The organism is Streptomyces sp. NPDC049627, assembly GCF_044465645.1.
GTDB lineage: Bacteria > Actinomycetota > Actinomycetes > Streptomycetales > Streptomycetaceae > Streptomyces.
Genome location: NZ_JBITLW010000001.1, coordinates 780279 through 805508, shown reverse-complemented (window position 1 = coordinate 805508; position 25230 = coordinate 780279). Strand labels below are relative to the sequence as shown.

Annotated in this window: 24 protein-coding genes; 11 read left to right on the top strand and 13 right to left on the bottom strand. The window is 71.0% G+C overall.

Translation table 11 applies throughout. From position 1 onward, the window contains the following. The first annotated feature begins 58 nt into the window (after positions 1–58). Together ACIBU0_RS03535 and ACIBU0_RS03530 are read left to right on the top strand one after the other, a co-directional pair. Positions 59–1045 carry an aldo/keto reductase gene (locus ACIBU0_RS03535; protein WP_398810990.1) on the top strand — a complete coding sequence of 329 codons (987 nt, stop codon included), beginning with the start codon at positions 59–61 and terminating at the stop codon, positions 1043–1045. A gap of 62 nt (positions 1046–1107) precedes the next feature. After that, a complete protein-coding gene (locus tag ACIBU0_RS03530; RefSeq protein ID WP_398810987.1) occupies positions 1108–1911 on the top strand; it encodes a DUF427 domain-containing protein in 804 nt (267 codons plus the stop codon). Here the strand turns inward: ACIBU0_RS03530 and ACIBU0_RS03525 are convergent. The 6 genes from ACIBU0_RS03525 to iolC all read right to left on the bottom strand — a co-directional run bounded on the left by ACIBU0_RS03525 (position 1901) and on the right by iolC (position 8974). Then, positions 1901–2686 (bottom strand): GntR family transcriptional regulator, encoded by a 786-nt coding sequence (locus tag ACIBU0_RS03525; RefSeq protein ID WP_398810984.1) that lies wholly within the window; start codon positions 2684–2686, stop codon positions 1901–1903. The genes ACIBU0_RS03530 and ACIBU0_RS03525 overlap by 11 nt on opposite strands. Positions 2687–2733: 47 nt before the next feature. Further along, positions 2734–4227: a CoA-acylating methylmalonate-semialdehyde dehydrogenase gene (locus ACIBU0_RS03520; RefSeq protein ID WP_398810981.1), complete on the bottom strand. Its 1494-nt coding sequence runs from the start codon at positions 4225–4227 to the stop codon at positions 2734–2736. 30 nt (positions 4228–4257) lie between these two features. Further along, on the bottom strand, positions 4258–6135 hold the full coding sequence (gene iolD / locus ACIBU0_RS03515; RefSeq protein ID WP_398810978.1) for a 3D-(3,5/4)-trihydroxycyclohexane-1,2-dione acylhydrolase (decyclizing): 1878 nt from the start codon (positions 6133–6135) through the stop codon (positions 4258–4260). Between the two features lie 8 nt (positions 6136–6143). Further along, positions 6144–7034, bottom strand: a complete 891-nt coding sequence (gene iolB, locus ACIBU0_RS03510) for a 5-deoxy-glucuronate isomerase (protein ID WP_398810975.1) — start codon at positions 7032–7034, stop codon at positions 6144–6146. Positions 7035–7060: 26 nt separating this feature from the next. Further along, positions 7061–7948, bottom strand: a complete 888-nt coding sequence (locus ACIBU0_RS03505) for a deoxyribose-phosphate aldolase (RefSeq protein ID WP_398810972.1) — start codon at positions 7946–7948, stop codon at positions 7061–7063. A gap of 66 nt (positions 7949–8014) precedes the next feature. Continuing rightward, positions 8015–8974 carry a 5-dehydro-2-deoxygluconokinase gene (gene iolC, locus ACIBU0_RS03500; RefSeq protein ID WP_398810969.1) on the bottom strand — a complete coding sequence of 320 codons (960 nt, stop codon included), beginning with the start codon at positions 8972–8974 and terminating at the stop codon, positions 8015–8017. A 301-nt stretch (positions 8975–9275) separates the two neighbouring features. Here iolC and ACIBU0_RS03495 point away from each other — a divergent pair, with 301 nt between their 5' ends. Genes ACIBU0_RS03495 through ACIBU0_RS03475 form a run of 5 tightly spaced genes read left to right on the top strand, consistent with a single transcriptional unit; the run spans position 9276 to position 14236 of the window. Next, positions 9276–10292 (top strand): sugar ABC transporter substrate-binding protein, encoded by a 1017-nt coding sequence (locus ACIBU0_RS03495; protein WP_398810967.1) that lies wholly within the window; start codon positions 9276–9278, stop codon positions 10290–10292. 5 nt (positions 10293–10297) lie between these two features. Beyond that, positions 10298–11371 (top strand): ABC transporter permease, encoded by a 1074-nt coding sequence (locus ACIBU0_RS03490; protein WP_398810964.1) that lies wholly within the window; start codon positions 10298–10300, stop codon positions 11369–11371. Positions 11372–11376: 5 nt separating this feature from the next. Beyond that, the gene (locus ACIBU0_RS03485) at positions 11377–12291 is read left to right on the top strand and encodes an ATP-binding cassette domain-containing protein (RefSeq protein ID WP_398810961.1); all 915 of its coding nucleotides are present in this window, start codon (positions 11377–11379) and stop codon (positions 12289–12291) included. A gap of 1 nt (position 12292) precedes the next feature. Then, positions 12293–13195 carry a sugar phosphate isomerase/epimerase family protein gene (locus tag ACIBU0_RS03480; RefSeq protein WP_398810958.1) on the top strand — a complete coding sequence of 301 codons (903 nt, stop codon included), beginning with the start codon at positions 12293–12295 and terminating at the stop codon, positions 13193–13195. Positions 13196–13213: 18 nt separating this feature from the next. Further along, a complete protein-coding gene (locus ACIBU0_RS03475; RefSeq protein WP_398810955.1) occupies positions 13214–14236 on the top strand; it encodes a Gfo/Idh/MocA family protein in 1023 nt (340 codons plus the stop codon). A 51-nt stretch (positions 14237–14287) separates the two neighbouring features. Here ACIBU0_RS03475 and ACIBU0_RS03470 read toward each other — a convergent pair whose 3' ends face one another. From ACIBU0_RS03470 to ACIBU0_RS03450, 5 genes are all read right to left on the bottom strand, one after another. Then, positions 14288–15304, bottom strand: coding sequence for a Gfo/Idh/MocA family protein (locus tag ACIBU0_RS03470; protein WP_398810952.1), 1017 nt, complete (start codon positions 15302–15304; stop codon positions 14288–14290). A gap of 46 nt (positions 15305–15350) precedes the next feature. After that, positions 15351–16628: a protoporphyrinogen/coproporphyrinogen oxidase gene (locus tag ACIBU0_RS03465; RefSeq protein ID WP_398810949.1), complete on the bottom strand. Its 1278-nt coding sequence runs from the start codon at positions 16626–16628 to the stop codon at positions 15351–15353. Between the two features lie 144 nt (positions 16629–16772). Next, on the bottom strand, positions 16773–17777 hold the full coding sequence (locus ACIBU0_RS03460) for a Gfo/Idh/MocA family oxidoreductase (RefSeq protein ID WP_398810946.1): 1005 nt from the start codon (positions 17775–17777) through the stop codon (positions 16773–16775). A 135-nt stretch (positions 17778–17912) separates the two neighbouring features. After that, a complete protein-coding gene (locus tag ACIBU0_RS03455; RefSeq protein WP_398810943.1) occupies positions 17913–18689 on the bottom strand; it encodes an SDR family oxidoreductase in 777 nt (258 codons plus the stop codon). A gap of 16 nt (positions 18690–18705) precedes the next feature. Then, positions 18706–19872, bottom strand: a complete 1167-nt coding sequence (locus ACIBU0_RS03450; protein WP_398810940.1) for a phytanoyl-CoA dioxygenase family protein — start codon at positions 19870–19872, stop codon at positions 18706–18708. A gap of 118 nt (positions 19873–19990) precedes the next feature. Between ACIBU0_RS03450 and ACIBU0_RS03445 the strand changes: the two genes are divergently transcribed. Beyond that, complete coding sequence (locus ACIBU0_RS03445) at positions 19991–21019, top strand: LacI family DNA-binding transcriptional regulator (protein WP_398810938.1); 1029 nt, start codon at positions 19991–19993, stop codon at positions 21017–21019. A 66-nt stretch (positions 21020–21085) separates the two neighbouring features. After that, positions 21086–21697, top strand: a complete 612-nt coding sequence (locus ACIBU0_RS03440; RefSeq protein ID WP_398810935.1) for a TMEM175 family protein — start codon at positions 21086–21088, stop codon at positions 21695–21697. 9 nt (positions 21698–21706) lie between these two features. Here the strand turns inward: ACIBU0_RS03440 and ACIBU0_RS03435 are convergent, their stop codons facing one another. Then, positions 21707–22870, bottom strand: coding sequence for a Gfo/Idh/MocA family protein (locus tag ACIBU0_RS03435; protein WP_398810932.1), 1164 nt, complete (start codon positions 22868–22870; stop codon positions 21707–21709). Positions 22871–22981: 111 nt separating this feature from the next. Between ACIBU0_RS03435 and ACIBU0_RS03430 the strand changes: the two genes are divergently transcribed. Then, the gene (locus ACIBU0_RS03430) at positions 22982–23986 is read left to right on the top strand and encodes a LacI family DNA-binding transcriptional regulator (protein ID WP_398810929.1); all 1005 of its coding nucleotides are present in this window, start codon (positions 22982–22984) and stop codon (positions 23984–23986) included. Here the strand turns inward: ACIBU0_RS03430 and ACIBU0_RS03425 are convergent. Then, a complete protein-coding gene (locus tag ACIBU0_RS03425) occupies positions 23976–24338 on the bottom strand; it encodes a cupin domain-containing protein (protein ID WP_398810926.1) in 363 nt (120 codons plus the stop codon). The genes ACIBU0_RS03430 and ACIBU0_RS03425 overlap by 11 nt on opposite strands. Positions 24339–24521: 183 nt before the next feature. Between ACIBU0_RS03425 and ACIBU0_RS03420 the strand changes: the two genes are divergently transcribed. Then, positions 24522–25172 carry a GntR family transcriptional regulator gene (locus tag ACIBU0_RS03420; protein WP_398810923.1) on the top strand — a complete coding sequence of 217 codons (651 nt, stop codon included), beginning with the start codon at positions 24522–24524 and terminating at the stop codon, positions 25170–25172. The last annotated feature ends 58 nt before the right edge of the window (positions 25173–25230 follow it).

The following is a 25230-nucleotide window of genomic DNA, read 5'->3' as shown; positions in this document are numbered from 1 at the left end:
GATGAAGACTCCCGTTCGTGCCCCCAAAGGCGGGCGCACGAACGGGAGGGACTCATCCATGAAGTACCGCACCATCGGCACCGACCCCAAGAATCGCCGCGACGTCAGCGTCCTCGCGCTCGGCGCGATGCTGTTCGGCTCGCGCACCGACGAGGCGACCTCCTTCGCCGTTCTCGACCGCTATGTCGAGGCCGGCGGGAACTTCATCGACACGTCCGACAACTACGCCTTCTGGATCGACGGCGGCCAGGGCGGCCAGAGCGAGGAACTGCTCGGCCGCTGGCGTCGCAGCCGCGGCATCGGCGACGAGATCGTCCTCGCGACCAAGCTCGGCGCCCGCCCCCTGGCCCCCGGCACCGGCTACGTCGACAACGCCGAGGGCCTGTCGGCGAAGGTGATCCGCGAGTCCGCCGAGCGCAGCCGTAACCGGCTCGGCGTCGGGAAGCTGGACCTGCTCTACGCCCACATCGAGGATCAGAAGGTCCCGCTGGCGGAGACCGTCGAGGGGTTCGCCGAGCTGGTCGCCGAGGGCACCGTCGGTCTCCTCGGCGTCAGCAACCACGCGACCTGGCGCGTCGAGAGGGCCCGCGCCATCGCCGCCGCTGCGGGCCTCCCCGGCTACGAGGTACTCCAGTACGCCCACACCCATCTGCGGCCCCGCCTCGACGTACCCGAGGCGCCTCTCTTCCCCTACGGCAGCCTCGGCCACGCCGGCCCGGATCTGCTGAGCTATCTGCGGGCCGAGCCCGGCCTGACCCTGGTCGCCTACTCGCCGCTGCTCAAGGGCGCCTACACCCACCCGGACCGGCTGCCCGCCGACTTCGACCACCCGGGCACCCCGGCCCGTCGGAAGGTGCTCCGCGAGATCGCCCAGGAGACCGGTGCCACCGTCAACCAGGTCGTCCTGGCCTGGCAGATGGGCGGCGCGTTGCCGATCATTCCTCTGGTCGGGGCGTCGTCCGTGGCTCAGCTGGAGGAGAGCCTGGCCGCCGTGGATCTGGAGCTGACCGAGGAGCAGCGGGCCCGGCTCGACGCGGCCCACTGATCACACGGCCCACTCAACACACCGGGGGTACGCTCCGAAGAGGCGCCGAAGGAGAGTGGACCATGCCTCTGTTCCCCACCGAGCGGTCCGTCCGTACGACCCCCGAAGGCCTCCTCTGGGAGCCCAGCGAGCGCTGGGTGCGCGGCCGCAAGGGCGACGTAACCGTCGTCGACAGCCGGCACCCCGTCCTCGTCTGGGAACCCGAGCTGCCCGTGCCGTGCTACGCGTTTCCGCGTGAGGAGGTCCGCACCGACCTCCTCCGCCCGGCCGAGAACCCGCCGACGGGAGCGCACACGGGGTCGCGGATCTTCTACGACCTTCGCGTCGACGGAGAGCTCATGGAGAGCGCGGCGTGGACCTTCCCCGCCGCCGACCTGGCCGGACACATCTCCTTCGAGTGGTTCCGGCGCCGGGGGACCGGCCTCGACCATTGGTACGAGGAGGAGGAAGAGATCTTCATCCACCCCCGCGACCCGCACAAACGGGTGGACGCCATGCCCAGCAGCCGCCACGTCCAGGTCGAGCTCGCCGGAACGGTCGTCGCGGACACCCATCGCCCGGTGCTGCTGTTCGAGACGGGGCTGCCGACGCGGTACTACATCCCCGGCGAGGACGTCCGGCTCGACCTGTTCGAGCCCACCGACCATCGCACCGGGTGCCCGTACAAGGGCACGGCCCAATACTGGACCTGGCGCGGTGAGGGCGAGGTCCCGCGCAACATCGTCTGGAGCTACGCCGAGCCGCTGCCCGCGGTGGGCGCGGTCAAGGGGCTGCTGGCCTTCTACAACGAGGCCGTCGACCTCATCGTGGACGGTGAGCCCCTGGAGCGGCCCGTCACCCCGTTCACAGCAACGCTCAAGGCCTGACCAGCAACTGGAAGTCGAACGCGTACCGCGACGCCCGGTAGATGTGCGTTCCGTACTCCACCGGCCGCCCCGTGTCGTCGTACGCCGTGCGCTGCATGGTCAGCAGCGCGGCGCCCTCCTTCTCGTCGAGGCGCTCGGCCTCCTCGGCGGTGGCGCAGCGGGCGCCGATGGTCTGGCGGGCGCTGTGCAGGGTGATGCCGGCGGCGCGCATCATCCGGTACAGGCCGGTCGACTGCAGGCGGGCCGTGTCGAGGTCGAGCAGGCTCGCGGGCAGGTAGTTGCAGAGGATGGCCACCGGCTGGCCGTGGGTGCAGCGCAGCCGCTCCAGGACCGTGACCTCCGCGCCCTCCGCGAGGCCGAGCGCGGCCGCGACGTCGGCGGTCGCCGGGACGCGCTCATTGCGGACGACCTCCGTGGTCGGGCCCTGCCCGGCCGCCTCCAGGTCGTCGTAGAGACTGCTGAGCTCCAGCCCGCGCTTCACCTGGCTGTGCACCACCTGGGTGCCCACCCCGCGCCGCCGGACCAGCAGCCCCTTGTCGACGAGGGACTGGATGGCCTGCCGGACGGTGGGCCGGGACAGGCCCAGCCGCACCGACAGGTCGACCTCGTTGCCCAGGAGGTTGCCCGGGGCGAGGATCCCGCGCTCGATCGCCGACTCCAGCTGCTGGGCGAGCTGGTAGTACAGCGGCACGGGACTGCCCCGGTCCAGGGCGAAGTCCAGCGAGTCCAGCGCGGAGGCTGATACGGCACGTGCGGAGCCGCGGGTCTTCGCCATGGGTCCCTCCCTTTGGTTCTGCCTCTGGATCTTTCGCTGAGCGTGTGTCAGGAGTTGCTGGGGAAACCGAGGTTGATGCCCGCGTCGGCCGGGTCCGGCCAGCGCGTCGTGATCACCTTGCCCTGGGTGTAGAAGGCGATGCCGTCGTTGCCGTAGATGTGCAGATCGCCGAAGAGGGAGTCCTTCCAGCCACCGAAGGAGTGGTAGCCGACCGGCACCGGGATCGGCACGTTCACGCCGACCATGCCCGCCTTGACCTCCAGCTGGAAGCGGCGGGCGGCGCCGCCGTCCCGCGTGAAGATCGCGGTGCCGTTGCCCCAGCGGGAGTCGTTGATCAGCTTGATGGCTTCGTCGTACGTCTCCGCACGGACCACGGCCAGCACGGGACCGAAGATCTCGTCCCGGTACGCGTCCGCCGTGAGCGGCACCTTGTCGAGGAGGGATACGCCGATGAAGAAGCCGTCCTCGTGGCCCTCCACGGTGTAGCCGGTGCCGTCGACCACGACCTCCGCGCCCTGCTCGGCGGCCGAGGACACATAGGACGCCACCTTGTCGCGGTGCTCGCGCGTGATCAGCGGACCCATGTCGCTCGCCGGGTCGTTGCCGGGGCCGATCTTCAGGTTCTTCGCCCGCTCGGCGATCTTGGCGACCAGGTCGTCACCGGTGTCGCCGACCGCGACCACGACCGACACGGCCATGCAGCGCTCGCCCGCCGAGCCGTACGCCGCGTTGATCGCCTGGTCGGCGGCGAAGTCCAGGTCGGCGTCGGGCAGGACCAGCATGTGGTTCTTGGCACCGCCGAGCGCCTGGACGCGCTTGCCGTGCTCGACCGCCTTGAGCTGGATGTACTTCGCGATCGGGGTGGATCCGACGAAGGAGACCGCCTCGATGTCCGGGTGTTCGAGGAGGCGGTCGACGGCCACCTTGTCGCCCTGGACGATGTTCAGGACGCCCTCCGGCAGGCCCGCCTCGGCGGCCAGCTCGGCGAGGCGGAAGGACGCCGACGGGTCCTTCTCGCTCGGCTTCAGCACGAAGGTGTTGCCGCACGCGATCGCCAGCGGGAACATCCACATCGGCACCATGGCCGGGAAATTGAACGGCGTGATGCCCGCGACGACGCCCAGCGGCTGCCGGATCGAGGCCACGTCCACCCGGGTGGAGACCTGCGTCGACAGCTCGCCCTTCAGCTGCACGCTGATCCCGCAGGCCAGCTCCACGATCTCCATGCCGCGCGCGACCTCGCCGAGCGCGTCGGAGTGCACCTTGCCGTGCTCGGCGGTGATCAGCTCGGCGATCTCGTCGCGGTGGGCGTCAAGGAGCTCGCGGTACTTGAACAGGATCGCGGTGCGCTTGGCCAGGGAGGACTGGCCCCAGCTCTCGAACGCGGCCTTGGCCGAGGCGACGGCTGCGTCCACCTCGTCGACGGTCGCGAACGCGACCTGCTTCTCCTGGGCGCCGGTCGCCGGGTTGTAGACGGCGCCGAAGCGGCCGGAGGTGCCCTCGACGGGCTTGCCGTCGATCCAGTGGGTGATGGTCTTCATGGTGCGAAAGGGCCTTTCGTAAGGGGGAGTTCAGAGGTGGTGGCGGCGTCCGGCGACGTTCCGGTCGTAGCGCTCGCGGGCCTGGACGGCGGCCTCGCGGGAGGCGACCTCGGCGACGGGCACGTCCCACCAGGCCTCGGCGCCGGGGGAGGTGGGGTTCGTGATGTCCGTCTCGACGTACACGCACGTCGGCCGGTCGGAGGCGCGGGCCGCGGCCAGCGCCTCGCGCAGCTCGCGCACCGTCTTGGCGCGCAGGACGTCCATGCCGAGGCTGGCCGCGTTGGCGGCGAGGTCGACGGGGAGCGGGGCGCCGGTGAAGGTGCCGTCGGCGGCCCGGTAGCGGTAGTCGGTGCCGAAGCGCTCGCCGCCGGTCTCGGACGACAGCCCGCCGATGGAGGCGTAGCCGTGGTTCTGGATCAGCACGATGTTGACCGGCAGGCCTTCCTGGACCGCGGTGACGATCTCCGTCGGCATCATCAGGTAGGTGCCGTCGCCGACCAGCGACCACACCGGGGTGTCCGGGGCGGCCTGCTGGATGCCGATGCCGGCCGGGATCTCGTAGCCCATGCAGGAGTAGCCGTACTCCAGGTGGTACTGGCGCGGGCTGCGGGACCGCCACAGCTTGTGCAGGTCGCCCGGGAGCGAACCGGCCGCGTTGATCACCACGTCGTCGTCGCCGACGACCGCGTCCAGCGCGCCCAGGACCTGGGTCTGCGTCGGTACGGCGCTCTCGTCGTCGGCCCGGTAGGCGGCCTCGACGACCGCGTCCCAGCGCTCCTTGCCGGCGCGGTACTCGGCTTCGTACGCGGCAGCCACCCGGTGGCCGGACAGTGCTTCCGTCAAGGCCGTGAGTCCTGCCCGCGCATCGCAGACCAGCGTCCGCGCCGCCAGCTTGTGCGCGTCGAACCCGGTGATGTTGAGGTTCAGGAAGCGCACGTCCGGGTTCTGGAAGAGGGTGCCGGAGGCGGTCGTGAAGTCCGTGTACCGGGTGCCGACGCCGATCACCAGGTCGGCGGCGCGGGCGATGTCGTCGCTGACCGACGTGCCGGTGTGGCCGATGCCGCCCAGGTCGGCGGGGTGGTCGTAGCGGAGCGAGCCCTTGCCCGCCTGGGTGGAGGAGACCGGAATGCCGGTCGCCTCGACGAAGGCCTTGAGTGCCGCCTCGGCCTCGCTGTGGTGGACGCCGCCGCCCGCGACGATCAGGGGGCGCTCGGCCGCCCGGACCGCCTCGACGGCCGCCGCCAGCTCGACCGGGTCGGGCGCGGGGCGCCGTACGTACCAGACGCGCTCGGCGAAGAACTCCTCGGGCCAGTCGTACGCCTCCGCCTGTACGTCCTGCGGGAGGGCCAGCGTCACCGCGCCGGTCTCGGCCGGGTCGGCGAGCACGCGCATGGCGTTGAGCGCGGACGGGATCAGCGCCTCGGGGCGGGTGATCCGGTCGAAGTACCTCGACACCGGGCGCAGCGTGTCGTTGACCGACACGTCCGCCTCGGTCGGGTGCTCCAGCTGCTGCAGCAGCGGGTCGGGGGCGTGCGAGGCGAAGTAGTCGCCCGGCAGGAGCAGGACCGGCAGGCGGTTGATCGTCGCCAGGGCCGCGCCGGTGACCAGGTTGGTGGCGCCCGGACCGATCGACGTCGTCACCGCCTGCGCGGAGAGCCGGTTGAGCTGGCGGGCGTGGCCGACGGCCGCGTGCACCATGGACTGCTCGTTGCGGCCCTGGTGGTACGGCATCGTGTCCTCGCCCGCTTCGAGCAGGGCCTGGCCGAGGCCGGCCACATTGCCGTGGCCGAAGATGCCCCAGGTGCCGGCGATCAGCCGGTGCCGTACGCCGTCGCGCTCGGTGTACTGGGCGGACAGGAACCGCACCAGCGCCTGGGCGACGGTCAGGCGGACGGTGGATTGGCTCATCGGGGACCTCACTGGGACGTCGGAGCGGTGTAGAGGGGCAGGCGGGGGTCGACGGGCTGGTCCGGCCAGGTGCCGCGGACCCAGGCGTGATCGGGGTGGTCGCAGATCAGCCAGGCGCGCTCGGCCTCCGGACCGGCCATGACGTTGAGGTAGTACATGTGGTGGCCCGGCACGGCCATGGAGGGCCCGTGCCAGCCGTCGGGGATCAGCACGACGTCACCGCCGCGCACCTCGGCCAGGACGTCGGTGTTCCGGCCGTGGCCGGACGGGGAGACCCGCTGGTAGCCGAGGCCGGGGATGCCGTCGTGGTCGGCGAACTCGAAGTAGTAGATCTCTTCCAGCACCGACTCCTCGCCGGGCCGGTGCTCGTCGTGCTTGTGCGGCGGGAAGGACGACCAGTTGCCGCCCGGTGTGATGACCTCGACCGCGATGAGCTTGTCGCACTCGAAGACCCCGGCCGCGCCGAAGTTGTTCACCTGGCGGCTGCTGTTGCCGGTGCCGCGCAGCTCCACCGGCACCGACGACGCCGGCCCGTACCGGGCGGGCAGCCGCCGGGAGCAGCGTGCGCCGGTCAGCGCGAACCGTCCGCCGCCGGTGGACGAGACCGTCGTACGGGCGTCCCGCGGCACGTACGCGAAGTCGCTGACCCCAGTGAACACACTGTCACGACCGGTGAGCCGGAACGTGTCGTGGCCGAAGTCGTCGGTCGTCGCGACCGTGCAGCCGCCGGTCAGCGACAGCACGATCCACTCGCTGTCGCCGGTGTCGAAGGTGTGCGAGCCGCCGGGAGGCAGCTCCAGGATCCGCAGGCTGGAGTAGCCCCAGCCCGCCTTCTCGGGCGTGACGTCCACGACGTACGGGCCGCCGAGCGCCTTTCCCGCGGGAAGGTGATACGTCATCGTGTTCCTCCGCGTCACAATCCGTGTCACAACAGGCCGACGGCCGTGTCGACCGCCGTCTCCACGCTGCCCTCGGCCGGGTAGAGCAGCGAGCGGCCGACGACCATGCCCTGCACGGTGGGGAGCGCGAGTGCCTTGCGCCAGCGCTCGTACGCCCCCGCCTGCTCCTCGGCGGAGCCCCCGACCTCACCGCCGAGCAGGACGACGGGCAGCGTGGACGTCTCAAGAACCTCGGCCATGTCGTCGGGGTCATGGGTGACGGGCAGTTTCAGCCAGGTGTACGCCGAGGTGCCGCCCAGCCCCGACGCGATGGCGATCGACTTGGTGACGGCCTCGGCGGACAGGTCGTTGCGGACCTGGCCGTCGGTCCGCCGGGAGATGAACGGCTCGACGAACAACGGCAGCCGGAGCGCGGCCATGGCGTCGATGGCGCGGGCCGTGGACTCCAGGGTGGTCAGCGAGCCCGGGTCGTCGTAGTCGATGCGCACCAGCAGCTTGCCCGCGTCGAAGCGCAGCCGGGCGATGTCCTCGGCGCGGTGGCCGGTGAAGCGGTCGTCCATCTCGAAGGACGCGCCGGCCAGGCCTCCGCGGTTCATGGAGCCCATGACAACCTTGTCGTCGAGGACGCCGAGCAGCAGCAGGTCCTCCAGGATGTCGGCGGTGGCCAGCACCCCGTCGACGCCGGGCCGCGACAGCGCGACGCACAGACGCTCCAGCAGATCGGCCCGGTTGGCCATGGCCAGGCGCCGGTCGCCGACGCCGAGGGCGCCGCGGGCCGGATGGTCGGCGGCCACGATCATCAGGCGGCCGCTGTCGCCGATCAGCGGGCGGCGCACCCGGCGGGCGGCGGCCTCGGCGATCGCCTCGGGGTGCCGGGCTCTGACCGCGGTGAGGTCGGGGATGCTGATGCTCAAGGAAGGCTCCGTTCAGGGTGGCTCGGTGAGCCGCTCATGGGTGGCTCGGTCGGCCGGGGGACTCGGCTACGACGCCCGCGCGAGGAGGTCTCGGACCTCGGACTCGGTGGGCATCGCCGAGGAGCAGGCGAGGCGGGACGCCACGAGGGCGCCGGCGGCGTTGGCGTACCGCATGGTTTCGGCCAGATCCCAGCCGGACAGCAGCCCGTGGACCAGAGAGCCGCCGAAGGCGTCGCCCGCGCCGAGGCCGTTGGCCACCTCGACCGGCACCGGCGGCACCTCGGCCTCCGTGCCGTCGCGGTGCACCGCCAGCACGCCCTTGGGGCCCTGCTTGACGACCGCGAGCTCCACGCCGGCCGCCAGCAGTGCCTCGGCGCAGGCGCGCGGTTCCCGGACTCCGGTGGCGACCTCGCACTCGTCGAGGTTGCCGACGGCGACGGTCACGTGCCGCAGCGCCTCCGCGTAGTACGGGCGGGCCTCCTCGGGGTCCCGCCAGAACATCGGCCGCCAGTCGAGGTCGAAGACCGTGGTGCCCGCCTTGTCGCGCGCCTTGAGCGCGGCGAGGGTGGCGGAGCGGCTCGGCTCCTCGCTCAGGCCGGTGCCGGTGATCCAGAAGACGCGGGCCGAGCGGATGGCCCAGTAGTCCAGCTCGTCGGAGTGTATCTCCAGGTCAGGCGCCTTAGGCTGCCGGTAGAAATACAGCGGGAAGTCGTCCGGCGGGAAGATCTCGCAGAACGTCACCGGCGTCGGGTACGCCGCGACGGGCGTCACCCAGCGGTCGTCGACACCGAAGTCCTTCAGGGCTTCGTGCAGGTAGGCGCCGAAGGGGTCGTCGCCGGTGCGGGTGATCACAGCGGTGGTCCGGCCGAGCCGGGCGGCGGCCACGGCGACGTTCGCGGCCGAGCCTCCGAGGAATTTGCCGAACGTCTCCACCTGCGTCAGAGGTAGGCCAGACTGCAGGGGGTAGAGATCGACTCCTATCCTTCCCATCGTGATCAAGTCGAAGGGCTTGGCTGACTCGGCCATGCGCAACGCTCCTAGAGCTGGGCTGGGGGTGGGGCCCCCAGGGGGCCTGTCGCCTCCCAGGTGTAGGACGTGGAGGCCGACGCTGTCAATACTTTGTACTTACATTCGGACCTGCTTGTGAAATGATGTCTTAACAAAGTATTGACAGCGGCCGGATCCAGCGATTGGATCCCGTCCCAGCGAAACCGCCGTGTTCCACGGCACACGACCCGGGCTTCTCCCGCTGCCCGGGCCATCGATCCCAGTGATCATCCCCTTTCCCCCGTCGCAACACCCCGTCGCACAGTGAGGTGCTGGAAAGATGGACCGCTCTTACTCTCGCTCCCGCAGACTGGCCCCCGTGGTGGCCGTGGCCGCAGCGGCAGCGCTCACCCTCGCAGGCTGCTCCAGCAGCTCCGGGGGCAAGAAGGCTGAGGAGAGCGCGGAGGGCGCCTCCGCCGGCAAGGCAAGCACGCCCCGCATGACGGTCGCCCTGGTCACGCACCAGTCGGCCGGTGACACCTTCTGGGACATCGTCCGCAAGGGTGCCGAGGCCGCCGCGGCCAAGGACAACATCAAGCTGATCTACTCCAACGACCCGAACGCGGGCAACCAGGCCAACCTGGTCCAGAACGCGATCGACCAGAAGGTCGACGGCATCGCGATCACCCTCGCCAAGCCGGACGCGATGAAGGACGTCGTGAAGAAGGCGAAGACCGCCGGCATACCGGTGGTCGGCCTCAACTCCGGTGTGAGCGAGTGGCAGAAGCTCGGCCTGATGGAGTTCTTCGGCCAGGACGAGACCGTGGCGGGCGAGGCGCTCGGCAAGCGGCTGAACGAGGCCGGCGCCAAGAAGGCCGTCTGTGTCATCCAGGAGCAGGGCAACATCGGCCTGGAGCAGCGCTGCGCGGGCGTGAAGAAGACCTTCGAGGGCGACGTCGAGAACCTGAACGTCAACGGCACCGACATGCCGTCGGTGAAGTCGACGATCACGGCCAAGCTCAAGCAGGACAGCGGCATCGACTACGTCGTGGCCCTCGGTGCCCCGTTCGCGCTGACCGCGGTCCAGTCGATCGGTGACGCGGGCGCCAAGGCGAAGGTCGCCACCTTCGACCTCAACAAGGAGCTGACCGGGGCGATCAGCAAGGGCGACATCGAGTTCGCCGTCGACCAGCAGCCCTACCTCCAGGGCTACCTGGCGATCGACTCCCTGTGGCTCTACAAGAACAACGGCAACTACATGGGCGGCGGCGAGCAGCCGGTGCTGACCGGTCCTGCCTTCGTCGACAAGACGAACGTCGAGACGATCGACAAGTTCGCCGCGAAGGGAACCCGGTGACGAGCATGACCCAACAGGCTGAGCCGGCGGTGACCACACCGCCGGCCCCCGGCCCCGGCAAGGAAAAGGACGGGCGCACGGCTGAACGCCCCCTGGCGCTGCGGCTGTTGGCCCGCCCCGAGGTCGGTGTCTTCCTGGGCGCCGTGGCGGTGCTGATCTTCTTCCTGATCACGGCGCCGCCGGTGCGCGACGGCAGCTCGATGGCCAACATCCTCTACCAGTCGTCGACGATCGGGATCATGGCGCTGCCGGTCGCCCTGCTGATGATCGGCGGCGAGTTCGACCTCTCCGCCGGTGTCGCGGTGATCACCTCGGCGCTGACCGCCAGCATGACCGCCTACCAGCTGAGCATGAACGTCTGGGTCGGCGTGATCGTCGCGCTGATCGTGTCGCTCGCCATCGGCCTGTTCAACGGCTGGATGCTGGTCAAGACCGGTCTGCCGAGCTTCCTGGTCACGCTCGGCACCTTCCTGATCCTGCAGGGCGTCAACCTCGCGGTGACCAAGCTGATCACCGGCAACGTCGCCACCGACGACATCAGCGACATGGACGGCTTCGACCAGGCCAAGGCGCTCTTCGCCTCGTCCTTCGAGGTCGGCGGCGTCAACGTGAAGATCACCATCGTGTGGTGGCTCGTCTTCGCGGCCATCGCCACCTGGGTCCTGCTGCGCACCAAGTACGGCAACTGGATCTTCGCGGTCGGCGGCAACCAGCAGTCCGCCCGCGCGGTCGGTGTCCCGGTCACCTTCACCAAGATCTCGCTGTTCATGCTGGTCGGGTTCGGTGCCTGGTTCGTCGGCATGCACCAGCTGTTCTCGTTCAACACCGTGCAGTCCGGTGAGGGCGTCGGCCAGGAGCTGATCTACATCGCCGCGGCCGTGATCGGCGGCTGTCTGCTGACCGGCGGTGCCGGTTCGGCGATCGGCCCGGTCTTCGGCGCGTTCATGTTCGGCATGGTGCAGCAGGGCATCGTCTACGCCGGCTGGAACCCCGACTGGTTCAAGGCGTTCCTCGGCGTGATGCTCCTCGGCGCCGTCCTGATCAATCTGTACGTGCAGCGCACGGCGACCCGGAGGTGACCGACATGACATCCAGCAACGGAACCGGCACCCACGGCGCCGTCCTCGTCGACAAGGCCGCCGAGAAGGACGGCCCGGTCGTCGAACTGCGCAGCGCCGGCAAGTCCTACGGCAACATCCGCGCCCTGCACGGCGTCGACCTGAAGGTGTTCCCCAGTCAGGTCACCTGCGTGCTCGGCGACAACGGCGCGGGCAAATCCACCCTCATCAAGATCATCTCGGGTCTGCACCAGCACACCGAGGGCGAGTTCCTCGTCGACGGCGAACCGGTGCGGTTCTCCACTCCGCGCGAGGCGCTCGACAAGGGCATCGCCACGGTGTACCAGGACCTCGCCGTGGTGCCGCTGATGCCGGTGTGGCGCAACTTCTTCCTCGGCTCCGAGATGACCAAGGGCCCCTGGCCGATCCGCCGCCTCGACATCGAGAAGATGAAGAAGACGGCCGACGAAGAGCTGCGCAACATGGGCATCGTCCTGGACGACCTGGAGCAGCCCATCGGGACCCTCTCCGGCGGCCAGCGCCAGTGCGTGGCCATCGCCCGCGCCGTCTACTTCGGTGCCCGCGTGCTGATCCTGGACGAGCCCACCGCCGCCCTCGGCGTGAAGCAGTCCGGAGTGGTCCTGAAGTACATCGCCGCCGCCCGCGACCGCGGCCTCGGCGTCATCTTCATCACCCACAACCCGCACCACGCCTACATGGTCGGCGACCACTTCAGCGTCCTGCGCCTCGGCACCATGGAGCTGAACGCCTCCCGTGACGAGGTCAGCCTCGAAGAGCTCACCAACCACATGGCCGGCGGCACCGAACTCGCCGCACTCAAGCACGAGTTGAGTCAGGTGCGCGGTGTGGACGTCGAGGAGCTCCCCGAAGAGGGCGACCTGACCGCACCCGTGGCGAGCACGCCCGAAGGGAAGTCCTGACATGCCCCCTGTGCTGGACCGCATCCGGGTCGGCTCCGCCCCGGACTCCTGGGGCGTCTGGTTCCCCGACGACCCCGTGCAGGTGCCCTGGGAACGCTTCCTGGACGAGGTCGCCGAGGCCGGCTACTCGTGGATCGAGCTGGGCCCGTACGGCTATCTGCCGACCGACCCGGCCCGCCTCACCGACGAGGTGAACAAGCGGAACCTGAAGGTCTCGGCGGGCACGATCTTCTGCGGCCTGCACCGCGGCCCGTCCGAGTGGGACTCCACCTGGGAGCAGGTCAGCCGGGTCGCCTCGCTCACCCAGGCCATGGGGGCGAAGCACCTGGTCGTCATCCCGTCCTTCTGGCGGGACGACAAGACCGCCGAGATCCTTGAGCCGCCGGAGCTCACCGGCGAGCAGTGGGCGTACCTGACCAAGGGCATGGAGCGGCTCGGTCATGAGGTGAAGGAGGCGTACGGCCTCGACATCGTCGTGCACCCGCACGCCGACACCCACATCGACACCGAGGCCCATGTCGAGCGCTTCCTCGACTCGACCGACTCCGAGCTGGTCAACCTCTGCCTCGACACCGGTCACTACGCCTACTGCGGCGGCGACAGCGTCAAGCTGATCGAGACCTACGGCGAGCGCATCGGCTATCTGCACCTCAAGCAGGTGGACCCGGAGATCCTCGCCGACGTGGTGAAGAACGAGATCCCGTTCGGCCCCGCCGTCCAGCGCGGCGTGATGTGCGAACCCCCGTCCGGCGTACCGGAGCTGGGGCCGGTCCTTCAGGCCGCGCAGAAGCTGAACGTGGACCTGTTCGCGATCGTCGAGCAGGACATGTATCCGTGCGAGCCGGACAAGCCGCTGCCCATCGCGGTGCGTACCCGGAAGTTCCTGAGGTCCTGCGGCGCCTGACGACCCGAAAGGACAGCCATGGCTGAGCGCGCCACACTCGGAGTCGCAGTCATCGGTACCGGAAAGATGGGTGCGGACCATGTGCGCCGCATCCAGGAGGTCACCAGCGGGGCACGGGTGACCGCCGTCGTGGACGTCGACGCGGAGCGCGCCAAATCGGTCGCCGCCCGCGTCGACGGCTGCACCGCCCACACCGACGCCGCCGCCGCGATGGCGTCGGCCGACGTCGACGCGGTGATCATCGCTTCCCCCGGCCCCGCCCACGAGGCGGCGCTGCTCACAGCCTTCGAGCACGATCTGCCCGTGCTGTGCGAGAAACCCCTCACCCCCGACGCGGCGTCCGCGCTGCGCGTCGTGGAGGCCGAGCGGAAGCTGGGCCGGCGCCGCGTCCAGGTCGGCTTCATGCGGCGTTACGACGCCGAGTACAGGAAGCTCAAGGCCCTGCTGGAGACGGGCCAGCTGGGCCGCCCCCTCATGCTGCACAACCGGCACCGCAACGTCGCCAGCCCGCCCGGCTGGACCAGCGAGATGCTCATCAACGACTCGGTGACGCACGAGATGGACGTGACCCGCTGGCTCCTCGGCCACGAGATCACGGCCGTCACCGTGCTGGCCCCGACGCCCTCCCAGAACGCGCCGGACGGCATCCGGGACCCGCAGCTCGTGCTCTTCGAGACCGACGGCGGCGCGATCGTCGACGTCGAGATCTTCGTCAACTGCGGCTTCGGCTACCAGGTCCAGGCCGAGGTCGTCTGCGAACGCGGCACCGCCCGCGTCGGCGAAGGCCACGCCATGGTCACCCATGCCGCCGGCCGCTGGGGCGGCACCATCGCCCAGGACTACATCGAACGGTTCGCGGACGCCTACGACCGTGAGGTGCAGGCCTGGGTCGACGCCACCCGGCGCGGCGAGGTCACCGGACCGAGCGTCTGGGACGGCTACGCGGTCGCCGCGGTCTGCGAGGCGGGCGTACGGTCGCTGCAGGACGGCGGCCGGGTCGCGGTGGACCTCGTCGCCAGGCCCGCGCTGTACCAGGACTGACAGAAGACGGTGGGGCGCCGGGCAGAACCCCGGCGCCCCACCGGTCTTCCTTCAGAGCGTCGTACGCGGCCGCGGCTCGAACCCTGCCGCGCGGTAGGCCTCGTCGATCAGCTGCATGGTCGCCAGCGCGTCGTCCGCGTCCAGCGGGAGCGCGGCGTCGCGGCGGATGCGCGCGGCGAGCGCGTCCAGTTGGTAGGTGTACGACGAGCGCGTGCCCAGGTGTTCGGTGCGCTCGCCGTCCGGTGTGCGTACGACGACGCGGTCGTCCAGGTGCGGCAGCACGAAGTTCGGTGCGAGCGCCTCGCCCCGGGAGCCGACCAGCCGGCAGCTCATCTCCAGCTCCCCGTACGCCATGTGGCAGCGCGCCGACGCGCTCGCCCCGCCGGGGAACGCCAGCTCGGCGTCCAGCCACTCGTCGACGCCCGGCGCGCCCGCCCGCTCCCCGCCCCGCGCGGACACCAGACGCGGCGCCCCACCCGCCCAGGGCGCGAGCATCCGCACCGCGTGCAGGCTGTAGCAGCCCAGGTCCATCACCGCCCCGCCCGCGAGCGGCAGCGACCAGCGCGGGTCGGCGTCGGCCGGGGCGGGGATCGCGACCAGCGTCTCCACCCGCCGCAGCTCGCCCAGTTCGCCGCTGTCGAGGAGCTCGTGCAGGCGCCGGGTGACCGGGTGGAAGAGGTAGTGGAAGCCCTCCATGAAGACCGCCCCGGCCTTCGCCACCGCCTCCCGCACCTCGGCGGCCTCCTCGGCGTTGCTCGCCGACGGCTTCTCCGTCAGGACGTGCTTGCCCGCCGCCAGCGCGGCGAGGTTCCACGGCCCGTGCAGACCGTTGGCGAGCGGGTTGTAGACCACCTCGACCTCGGGGTCGGCGAGCAGACCGGCGTAGGAGTCGTGCACCCGCTCCACCCCGTGCCGCGCGGCGAAGGACTCCGCCCGCCCGCGCTCGCGGGCGGCCACCGCGACCACCCGGTGACCCCCGGCGCGGGCCGGTTCGACGAGCGCGCGTTCGGTGATCCGTGCCGCCCCCAGTATTCCGATGCGCAGTGGCTCCCGGCCCGGTTCGCTCATCTGTGGTGCTCCTCCTCGGTCGTGGCGGGACGGCCGTCCCGCAGCGTCAGGGTGCCGTCCACGCCTGGAAGTGGCGGCGGGCGAGATCCTGGGCGTGGGCCACGGTGCACTCGATCAGTTCGAAGGCGGGCAGCCCGCCCACGTAGTAGGTGCGGTCCTGCCCCTGCAGTGCCTCGAACCGGTCCAGCACGCCGTCGGCGAGGTCGGCGCTGCCGAAGTGCGGCATGAAGGCCCACTGACGACGCAGATGCACCTCGTCGAGCCGCCCGCCGAGCCGCTCGACGTCCTCCCGCAGCAGTGCGGTGACGTCCTCGGGACGGCCGTAGGAGTAGAAGGTGCGCACCTCGCTGTCCGGGTAGCGATGGTGGTACGAGACGCAGTGGCCCGTCGCCTCGCGGGTCGCGGTGTGCCGGTCGAGGAAGTAGAAGGCGTCCTCGGGCAGGCCGGACGCGGTGGCGAGGGTGGTGTGGTAGGCGTTGCTGCGGATCCGCGCGGCGAGGTCGCGTTCCCCGTCGGTGGCGTCCAGGACGGGCAGGACCCGGTCCAGGGGCGCGGCGAGCACGAGGTCGTCCGCCTCCACCGGACCGGAGTCGGTGTGCACCCGCACGCCGCCCGGGTGCCGTTCGACCGACGTCACGCGCACCGCGCACCGGACGTCCTTCAGCTCGCCGGCGATCCGGCGCCACAGCGTGGCGAACCCGCCGATGAGGGTGAAGTCACCCGTGTGCCCGAGGAGTTCGCGGCGGCCGTCGGACAACAGCCCGGTCATCTCGGCGTACTTCACGAAGTACAGGGCGGGCACGTCGTCGTCGAGGTAGCCGTACCCGGCCGCCGTGTACCCGGTGCCGAAGGACTCCGCCATGGGCTCCAGGCCGTGCTCGGCCAGCCACCGGCCGACCGGAGCGGCCAGCGCACGCGCGGAGTGGGCGAGGCCGGGTTCGCCGATACGCGGGAACTCCCTTTCACGCAGCGCCTGGTAGCGCTGGAGGGCGCCGTCGCGGAGGAACGCCATGGACTGCCGGAGCGCGACACGCCGCTCGACGTCGAGGACGCGGTAGCGGGTGGTGCGCTCCGTCTCCACGTCCAGCTCGGCCACCAACCGGGCGACGCGCTCGTACCGGCGGGTGCAGATGTGGCCGCCGAGGTCGAAGGCGTGACCGTCCACCGTCACGCTCTGGCACTTCCCGGCCACCGTGTCCTGCTCCTCCAGGACGGTCACCAGGTGTCCGGCCCGTTCCAGTTCACGGGCGATCGTCAGGCCGCTCGGTCCGGCTCCGACGACGACCACGGCTCTCGGGACCGCGGTGTCGGGTAATTCCTGCACGGTCGTCGCTCCTCGGTCGGTCGGGTCGGGTCGGGTCGCTCTCATGGTCGTACGGAGAGATCACATGACCGTAAACGGGGTGCGGGGGCGCGGCGTTCACACCGGTGTCCCGGGCGCCTGGGCACCCGGGACACGGCAGAGGCCTCAGGCGGTGCGGACCTCGGCGATCGTCACCGGCCGGTGCTCGTTCAGCGACAGGGTGCACGCGTCGGCGATCCAGCCGGCCTCCAGGGCGTCCTCGATCGTGCACGGGGACGGCCGGGTGCCCGCCACGACCTCGGTGAACGCGGTGAGTTCGGCGCGGTAGGCCGCGGTGAAGCGGTCCATGAAGAAGTCGTGCGGGGTGCCCGCCGGGAACGTCACGCCCGGCTCGACCGAGCGCAGCGGCAGCTTGTCCTCCAGGCCGACCGCGATGGAGTCCTTGAAGCCGTGGATCTCCATGCGGACGTCGTAACCCCGGGCGTTGTGGCGGGAGTTGGAGACCACCGCGATCGTGCCGTCGTCCAGGGTGAGGATCGCGCCCGTGGTGTCCGCGTCGCCCGCCTCCTTGATGTAGTCGGCGCCCTTGTTGCCGCCGACGGCGTACACCTCGGTCACCTCGCGGCCGGTCACCCAGCGGATGATGTCGAAGTCGTGCACCGAGCAGTCCCGGAAGATGCCGCCGGAGGCGGCGATGTACGCGGCGGGCGGCGGCGCCGGGTCCAGGGTGGTCGAGCGGACCGTGTGCAACTGGCCGAGCTCGCCGCTCTGCACGGCGGCGCGGGCGTTGACAAACCCGGTGTCGAAGCGGCGGTTGTAGCCGATCTGGATCGGCACGTCCTTGCCCTGGACGGCCTTGAGCACCTCGACGCCCTCGGCCATCGTCCTGGCGACGGGCTTCTCGCAGAAGACGGGGATGCCGGCCTCGACACCGGCCAGGATCAGCGCGGGGTGGGCGTCGGTCGCCGCGGCGACGACGATGCCGTCCACGCCGGCCGCCAGCAGGGCCTCCGGCGAGTCCACGACCTCGGCGCCGAACCGCTCCGCGGCGGCCTTGGCTGCGTCCGCGAACGGGTCGGTGACGACGAGCGACTCGACGGCGTCGAGTCCGGAGAGGGTCTCGGCGTGGAAGGCGCCGATGCGGCCGAGGCCGAGGATTCCGATACGCATGGGGTGTTGCTCCTTGAGGTGGGGTGCTGCAGCGCCCTCAGGGGCGCGGGTCAGTATCGATATGCGGCTCCGCCGCGTGGGCGCGACCAGCCACGACGTAGCCGCACGCGACCGACGACAAAGCGCGGCAAATCCTTAGTCGAGCCCTCCAAGTACGTTCTGGTCCCAGTCGATCACCGATCCCGTCACCACCCCGGACCGGTCCGACAGCAGGAACACCACGAAGTCGGCGATCTCATCGGGTTGCCCCAGCTTGCCCATGGGCAGCTTGGCGGCGGCCTCTTCACGCCAGTCGTCCCCGGCCCCGTGGAACGCCTTCTGCGTCGCGTCCTCCCCCTCCGTCGCCGTCCACCCGATGTTCAGCCCGTTGATCCGGACCCGGTCCCACCGGTGCGCGTGCGCGGCATTGCGGGTCAGCCCGATGAGCCCGGCCTTGGCGGAGACGTACGGCGCGAGGAACGGCTGCCCGCCGTGCGCCGAGGACGTGATGATGTTGACGATCGTGCCGGGCGCCTTGCGGGCGACCATGTCCGCGACGGCGCCCTGCATCGCGAAGAACGGCGCCTTGAGGTTGATCGCGATGTGCTGGTCGAACAGCTCGGGCGTGGTGTCGAGCAGCGTGCCCCGGGACGTCAGCCCCGCGGAGTTGACCAGGCAGTCGATCCGGCCGTACGCGTCGACGACCTCGGCGACGGAGGCCTTCGCCTGCTCGGCGTCCGACAGGTCGGCCCGTACGAACATGGCCTTGCCGCCCTCGGCGGCGAGCTCGGCCACCAGTGCCTCACCGGGTTCGGCGCGCCGCCCGGTGACGGCCACGACCGCGCCCTCACGGACGGCCGCCCGCGCGATGGCGGCGCCCACGCCCTGGCTGCCGCCGTTGACGAGGACGACCTTGTCGTCGAGAAGTCCCATGTCTTCGATGGTCCTTTCAGCTCTGGCGCCGCTCGGCGCCGGCCCGCAGCTCGTCCCGCAGAGCCTCGGGAGTCCATGCCTCGCGCAGAGCGCGGCGTACGACGTCCGCCTGCGAGGGCGGGGCCAGCCCGGCCACCGGCGGATCGCTGTCGAGATTGGTGGGGAAGGGGTAGCCCTCGGCGCTCGCGGCGATCACGTTCGCCGCCCACGCCTCGTCCGCGCCCTCGCTCCGCCGCTTGAGCAGCACCGGGAAGACCGCGCCCGCGACCGCCTCGCGGTCCACCGTCTCCATGGCCCGTCCGAACGCGGAGGACACCTGGAGGAGGTTCGCCATGCGCCGGATGTCCGCGGACCGGTTGGTGCCGGCCGCGTGGAACAGGGCCGGGTTGAAGAAGGCCGCGTCGCCCTTGGCGAGGGGCAGCTGGACGTGGTGTTCCTCGAAGTAGGCCTGGAACTCGGGCCGTCGCCACGCCAGGTAGCCCGGCTCGTACGTCTGCGAGTACGGCAGGTACATCGTCGGCCCGGACTCCACCGGCATGTCGCAGTGCGCGACGGCGCCCTGCAGGGTGAGCACGGGGGAGAGGACGTGGACATGGGCCGGATAGGCGGCCGCGGCCTCGTCGGACAGGAAGCCCAGGTGGTAGTCGCGGTGCACGGTCTGCGCCGCGCCGCCGGGGTTGACCACGTTCACCTGTGAGGTCACCTGGTAGCCGGGGCCGAGCCAGGCGGTCGAGACGAGCGCCAGGATGTCGTTGGCGTAATAGTCGGCGAAGACTTCGGGGTCGTGGAGCGCCGCCTTCTCCAGCGCGTTCCACACCCGGTCGTTGGCGCCCGGCTTGGCGAAGTGGTCCCCGGCGCTTGCTCCCGAGGCGCGCTGCTCGGCGATCAAGGCGTCGAACACGGCGCTGAGCCCGTCGACGATCCCCGGGTCGGGAAAGGCCCTTCGGAAGACCACGATGCCCGGACCGTCGGTGAGGGCACGGACCAGTTCGGCGCCCACCGCACGCGGGTCGTCGGCCCGGCGCACACGGTCGCTGTCGTAGACGAGGACGCCCCGCTCCACGGCGGAGGCGTACGGGTGGTCGGCGAGGTCGGTGGTCCGCTCGACGAGCTCACGGAAGGAGGCGAGATCGCAGTCCTGCTCGGACAGCCACGCACGGCGATGTACGGAGGTGTAGGACATCGGCGTCCTCTCGGTGACAGGGGCGACTCAGCGCTGTCATTCTTGTCAGTACAAACCCGTCGAACAACCAGCAGGCAGCCATCAAAAACCCCTCAGGACCAGTTACGGGAGCATCCGCATGGGCCACCCCTTCCCGATCCGGGAGATCGCACGTCAGGCAGGCCTCAGCGAGGCCACCGTCGACCGGGTCCTGAACGGCAGGGGAGGGGTGCGCGAGAGCACCGCGCGGGAGGTTCAGCAGGCCATCGCCGACCTCGACCGGCAGCGCACCCAGGTCCGGCTGGTGGGCCGTACCTTCATGATCGACATCGTGATGCAGGCGCCGGAGCGGTTCTCCACCGCCGTACGGGCCGCCCTGGAGGCCGAGCTGCCGGGCCTGCACCCGGCCGTGGTGCGCTCGCGGTTCCATTTCCGGGAGACGGGTCCGGTGGCGGAGCTGACGCGGACGCTGGACCGGATCGCCCGGCGCGGTTCGCAGGGCGTGATCCTCAAGGCCCCGGACGTGCCCGAGGTCACCGCCGCCGTCGCGCGGCTCGCGGAGGCGGGCATACCCGTGGTGACCCTCGTGACCGACCTGCCCTCGACACCCCGCCTCGCCTACGTCGGCATCGACAACCGGGCCGCGGGGGCGACCGCGGCGTATCTGATGGGCCAGTGGCTCGGCGACCGCCCCGGCCATGTCCTCACCAGCCTCAGCAGCGGCTTCTTCCGCAACGAGGAGGAGCGCGAGATGGGCTTCCGCAGCGCCATGCGCGCCCGGCACCCCCAGCGCACGCTGGTCGAACTGACCGAGGGCCAGGGCCTGGACGCCACCCAGTACGACCTCGTGCGAGCCGCCCTGGAGCGCGACCCGGAGATCCGCGCGGTCTATTCGATCGGCGGCGGCAACATCGCGACCCTGCGGGCCTTCGAGGACCTGGGCCGGCAGTGCGCGGTGTTCGTCGCCCACGACCTCGACCACGACAACACCCGTCTGCTGCGCGAGCAGCGCCTGTCCGCCGTACTCCACCACGACCTGCGCCACGACCTGCGCGAGGCCTGCCACATCGTCATGCGGGCCCATGGCGCGCTGCCGCCCGCGGGGCCGACCCTGCCGTCGGCGATCCAGGTGGTCACGCCGTACAACATGCCCACGCCCATCGGGTGACGATCGGGGGCCGACGTCTGGCGTGTACGCCCGCTCGACGGCCCATGGCTCCCTACCGTCGTGCGCATGTGGAAATCGAACCCGGACGGCGGGCCCGAGCGGCTGGTGGCGCTCGCCGACGGAGTGTTCGCCATCGCCATCACCCTGCTGGTCCTGGACTTCTATGTGCCCCGGGGACTCGACGACGCGCACTACCACGACGCCCTGCACGAACTGATCCCGAACCTCGGCGCCTACGCGCTCACCGTGCTGGTGCTCGGCGCCTTCTGGCGTGAGCACCGCCGGATCGTCGGCCTCGTCCGGCAGATCGACGGACAGGTGATCGCACTGACCGTCCTGGGACTCGGCATCGCGGCCCTCCTGCCCTTCCCCACCAAGCTCATCGCCGAGTACGGCAGCGAGCCCACGTCGATCGCCGCCTACGCGGCGGCGGTCGCCGCCCTCGGTGCCGCCCACCTCGCACTGCTCCTCCTCCTGGCCGGACGCCCCTGGCTGCGCGAGGAGGCGGCGCCACCGGAGGGCTTCCGGCTCTTCGCGCTCGACCTCGGGGTGACAGTGCTGGCGTTCGCTCTCAGCATCCCGCTCGCCCTGGCCGTCGGCCCCGCCGCGATGTGGCTCTGGCTCGCCCTGGCTCCGGTCAAAGTGGCCATCGGCCGGCGGGCCGACCGGGCGCGGTGACGTGGGCCGTCATGCCGCGCCGGCCACGTCCACCCACGCGCCGCTCTCCGCCGACCGCACCATCGCCTCCAGAACGGCGGCGCTGTGCACGGCGTCCTGGAGGGTGGCGCCGTGCGGTGTGCCCTCGGCGATCGAGCGCAGGAAGCGGTACGCCTCGATGACCTTGAGGTCGTCGTAGCCCATGGCGTTCGCGGCGCCCGGCTGGAAGGCGCCGAACTCGCCGGCGCCGGGGCCGACGTAGACCGTGCTGACGGGCTGGTCCTGATAGGTCGTGCCACGGCTGACGCCGAGCTCGTTCATGCGGCGGAAGTCCCAGAAGACCGCGCCCTTGGTGCCGTGCACCTCGAAGCCGTAGTTGTTCTGCTCGCCGACCGAGACCCGGCAGGCCTCCAGGACCCCTCGGGCGCCGGAGGCGAAGCGGAGCAGGCAACTCACGTAGTCCTCGTTCTCCACGGGACCGAGCTCCCCGCCGGTGGCCAGGCTGTGGCCGGCGGTGGCGCCGGTGGGGCGGGCGCGCTCGGGGATGAAGACGGCGGTGTCGGCGGTCAGGGAGGCGATGTCGCCGAGGAGGTGACGGGCGAGGTCGGCGCCGTGGGAGGCGAGGTCGCCGAGGACGCCGCTGCCGCCGCGTTCCTTCTCGTACCGCCAGGTCAGGGCGCCGTCTGGGTGCGCGGCGTAGTCACTGAAGAGGCGGATGCGGACGTGCGTGACGCTGCCGATCTCGCCGGCGGCGATGAGCTCGCGGGCGGCCTCGACGGCGGGCGCGTTGCGGTAGTTGAAGCCGACGGTGCTCTGGACGCCGGCCTTGGCGACGGCGTCGGCGACGGCCTGGGCGTCGGCCACCGTCAGGCCCACCGGCTTCTCGATCCAGATGTGCTTGCCGGCCTCGGCCATCGCGACACCGATCTCGCGGTGCAGGAAGTTCGGGGCGGTGATGCTGACGGCCCGCACCCGTGGGTCGGCCGCGATCTCGCGCCAGTCGCGGGTGGTGGAGGCGAACCCGAACTGCGCGGCGGCCTCCTCGGCCCGGCCCGGTACGTCCTCGGCGACGGCCACGAGCTCCGGCCGCAGCGCCAGCCGCGGATAGTGGTGCGGGACACGGGCGTACGCCTGGGTGTGCACCCGGCCCATCCAGCCGAATCCGACGACGGCGACACCGAGCGATTCCACCATGACAGCCCTTCTTTGGACCGGTCCATTTTCTGTCCAGGCCACCTTGGGTGCCGTTTCCGCGCGCTGTCAACCCTTTGACAAGCCCGACCCGGTCATGGAACGGTCCATGCCATGAGACCGCCGACGATCCGTGACGTGGCCGACCGGGCCGGCGTCTCCAAGTCGCTGGTCTCGCTGGTGCTGCGCGGCTCCGACCAGGTGCGTCCGGAGAAACGGGAGGCCGTCCTGCGCGCCGTGCGGGAACTCGGCTACCGCCCCAACGCCGCCGCCCGCAGCCTCAGTGAGCAGCGCACCCGCACGGTCGGCGTCCTCCTGAACGACCTGCGCAACCCGTGGTTCGTGGACATGCTGGACGGCCTCAACTCCCTGCTCCACGACAACGGCCTGCACATGCTGCTGGCCGACGCCCGCCTCAACCGCCGGGCCGGCCAGGACCCGACGGGCCCGCTGCTGGACCTGCGCGTCGACGGCCTGGTGGTGGTCGGCACCCTGCCCGACCCGGCCGCGCTGGAAGCGGTGGCCGCGCGGATGCCGGTGGTGGTGGCCGGTGCCCGTGAGCCGGTGCCGGAGGGCGTCGACGTCGTGGCGGGCGACGACGAACGGGGCGCCCGCCTGGTCGCCGAGCACCTCATCGGTCTGGGACATCGCCGCATCGCGCACATCGCGGGGTACGGGGCGGTGGGCGAGCTGCGCCGGCGCAGCTTCGAGGCGACGATGCGGGAGCAGGGCCTCGCGGACGAGGCGGTGGTCGAGCCCAGCGACATGACCGAGGAGGGCGGCTACCGCGCCACCGTCCGCCTGCTCAACCGCCCCGAGCGGCCGACGGCCGTCTTCGCCGTCAACGACATCGCCGCGATCGGCGCGCTGTCCGCGGCCGAGGAGCTGGGGCTGCGCGTCCCGCGCGACCTGTCCGTCGTCGGCTACGACAACACGAGCATCGCCCGCCTGCGCCACGTCTGGCTCACCACGGTCGACAACACCAGCCACGAGGTCGGCCGCCGCGCGGCCCGCTGTCTGCTCGACCGCTTCACCGGGAGCGGGGGAGCGAGCCGGGTCCAACTCGCCACGCCCGCCTTGGAGATCCGCGGTTCGACCGCGCCACCCCTCACAGGTTGATCGCGTACGCCTTCCGCAGCGTCTCGTGCACCGTCCACGTCGTACGGTCGCCTTCACGCAGTACGGCCATGTCGCCCGGCCCCACCTTCAGCGTGGGCCCGCCCTCCACCTCGACGGTCGCCGACCCGCTGATCACGACGAACAGCTCGTCCGCCTCCGTGTCGGTCACCACGCCCGGTGTGATCTGCCAGATCCCGCGGACCTGACGCCCGTCCGCCGACTCCCAGACGACCTTTCCGCTCACCTCGGGCGTCCCCGAGACGATCTGCCCGGGGGCGAAGGGCTCGGGTTCGAGCTCGACGTCGGGGATGTGGAGGGCGAAGCTCTGGCCGGGCGCGGGGCTGTGGGTCATGCGGCGACCCTAGCCAGCGGGTGCCGGTGCGCGGGCTGGACAGAGTGTGGGGCGTCGGCGGGGCCGGGCGGACACTTCGCCGCGCTTGCCGCCGTCACTGCGCAGACAATATGGCGCACAAAATTGTTGACAATTCTGCTGGGTCAGACTTACGTTCGACAGGCACTCATCCAGGGAGGGCGCATGCCGAACGAAGCCCGTCCGGGCACCGGGGAGCAGGCCAAACAGCATGCGCTCGCGCAGCTGCGGCAGGCGATCCTGCACGGTGAGATGGCACCGGCGCAGCGGCTGGTGGAGAACGAACTCGCCGAGCAGTTCGGTGTGACACGGGCGAGCATCCGCGCGGCGCTCATCGATCTGGAGGCACAGGGGCTCGTCGAGCGGATCCGCAACCGCGGCTCGCGGGTGCGGGTGGTCGGCCTGGAGGAAGCGGTCGCCATCACCGAGTGCCGCATGGTCCTGGAAGCACTGTGCGCGGCGAAGGCGGCCGTCGTGGCCGACGATGAGCAGCTCACCGAACTGGCGGACCTGGGCGCGGCGATGACCAAGGCCGTGACCGACGGCGAGCCGATGACGTACTCCGAGCTGAACCAGGAACTGCACGCCCGGATCCGGGACATCTCGGGCCAGCGGACGGCCGTAGAACTGCTGGAGCGGCTCAACGCCCAACTGGTGCGCCACCGCTTCCAGTTGGCGCTGCGACCGGGGCGTCCGCAGCGCTCCCTGAACGAGCATCTGGCCATGATCGAGGCGATCACGGCCAGGGACCCGCAGGCGGCCGAGGCGGCCGTCCGCGCCCACCTCACCAGCGTGATCGAGGCGCTGCGCGACTGACGGCCGCGCGGCCCAGAGCCGCTGACAGGGCGGGCGTCAACCTGTCACCAAGGAGATC

Coding starts and splice junctions, on each gene's coding strand:
- ACIBU0_RS03480 (WP_398810958.1), top strand. CDS start 12,293: ATGCCCCCTGTGCTGGACCGCATCCGGGTCGGCTCCGCCCCGGACTCC.
- ACIBU0_RS03495 (WP_398810967.1), top strand. CDS start 9,276: ATGGACCGCTCTTACTCTCGCTCCCGCAGACTGGCCCCCGTGGTGGCC.
- ACIBU0_RS03485 (WP_398810961.1), top strand. CDS start 11,377: ATGACATCCAGCAACGGAACCGGCACCCACGGCGCCGTCCTCGTCGAC.
- ACIBU0_RS03455 (WP_398810943.1), bottom strand. CDS start 18,689: ATGGGACTTCTCGACGACAAGGTCGTCCTCGTCAACGGCGGCAGCCAG.
- ACIBU0_RS03445 (WP_398810938.1), top strand. CDS start 19,991: ATGGGCCACCCCTTCCCGATCCGGGAGATCGCACGTCAGGCAGGCCTC.
- ACIBU0_RS03470 (WP_398810952.1), bottom strand. CDS start 15,304: ATGAGCGAACCGGGCCGGGAGCCACTGCGCATCGGAATACTGGGGGCG.
- ACIBU0_RS03535 (WP_398810990.1), top strand. CDS start 59: ATGAAGTACCGCACCATCGGCACCGACCCCAAGAATCGCCGCGACGTC.
- ACIBU0_RS03450 (WP_398810940.1), bottom strand. CDS start 19,872: ATGTCCTACACCTCCGTACATCGCCGTGCGTGGCTGTCCGAGCAGGAC.
- ACIBU0_RS03420 (WP_398810923.1), top strand. CDS start 24,522: ATGCCGAACGAAGCCCGTCCGGGCACCGGGGAGCAGGCCAAACAGCAT.
- iolC (WP_398810969.1), bottom strand. CDS start 8,974: ATGGCCGAGTCAGCCAAGCCCTTCGACTTGATCACGATGGGAAGGATA.
- ACIBU0_RS03530 (WP_398810987.1), top strand. CDS start 1,108: ATGCCTCTGTTCCCCACCGAGCGGTCCGTCCGTACGACCCCCGAAGGC.
- ACIBU0_RS03425 (WP_398810926.1), bottom strand. CDS start 24,338: ATGACCCACAGCCCCGCGCCCGGCCAGAGCTTCGCCCTCCACATCCCC.
- ACIBU0_RS03460 (WP_398810946.1), bottom strand. CDS start 17,777: ATGCGTATCGGAATCCTCGGCCTCGGCCGCATCGGCGCCTTCCACGCC.
- ACIBU0_RS03525 (WP_398810984.1), bottom strand. CDS start 2,686: ATGGCGAAGACCCGCGGCTCCGCACGTGCCGTATCAGCCTCCGCGCTG.
- ACIBU0_RS03440 (WP_398810935.1), top strand. CDS start 21,086: ATGTGGAAATCGAACCCGGACGGCGGGCCCGAGCGGCTGGTGGCGCTC.
- ACIBU0_RS03430 (WP_398810929.1), top strand. CDS start 22,982: ATGAGACCGCCGACGATCCGTGACGTGGCCGACCGGGCCGGCGTCTCC.
- ACIBU0_RS03490 (WP_398810964.1), top strand. CDS start 10,298: ATGACCCAACAGGCTGAGCCGGCGGTGACCACACCGCCGGCCCCCGGC.
- ACIBU0_RS03475 (WP_398810955.1), top strand. CDS start 13,214: ATGGCTGAGCGCGCCACACTCGGAGTCGCAGTCATCGGTACCGGAAAG.
- ACIBU0_RS03520 (WP_398810981.1), bottom strand. CDS start 4,227: ATGAAGACCATCACCCACTGGATCGACGGCAAGCCCGTCGAGGGCACC.
- ACIBU0_RS03435 (WP_398810932.1), bottom strand. CDS start 22,870: ATGGTGGAATCGCTCGGTGTCGCCGTCGTCGGATTCGGCTGGATGGGC.
- iolB (WP_398810975.1), bottom strand. CDS start 7,034: ATGACGTATCACCTTCCCGCGGGAAAGGCGCTCGGCGGCCCGTACGTC.
- iolD (WP_398810978.1), bottom strand. CDS start 6,135: ATGAGCCAATCCACCGTCCGCCTGACCGTCGCCCAGGCGCTGGTGCGG.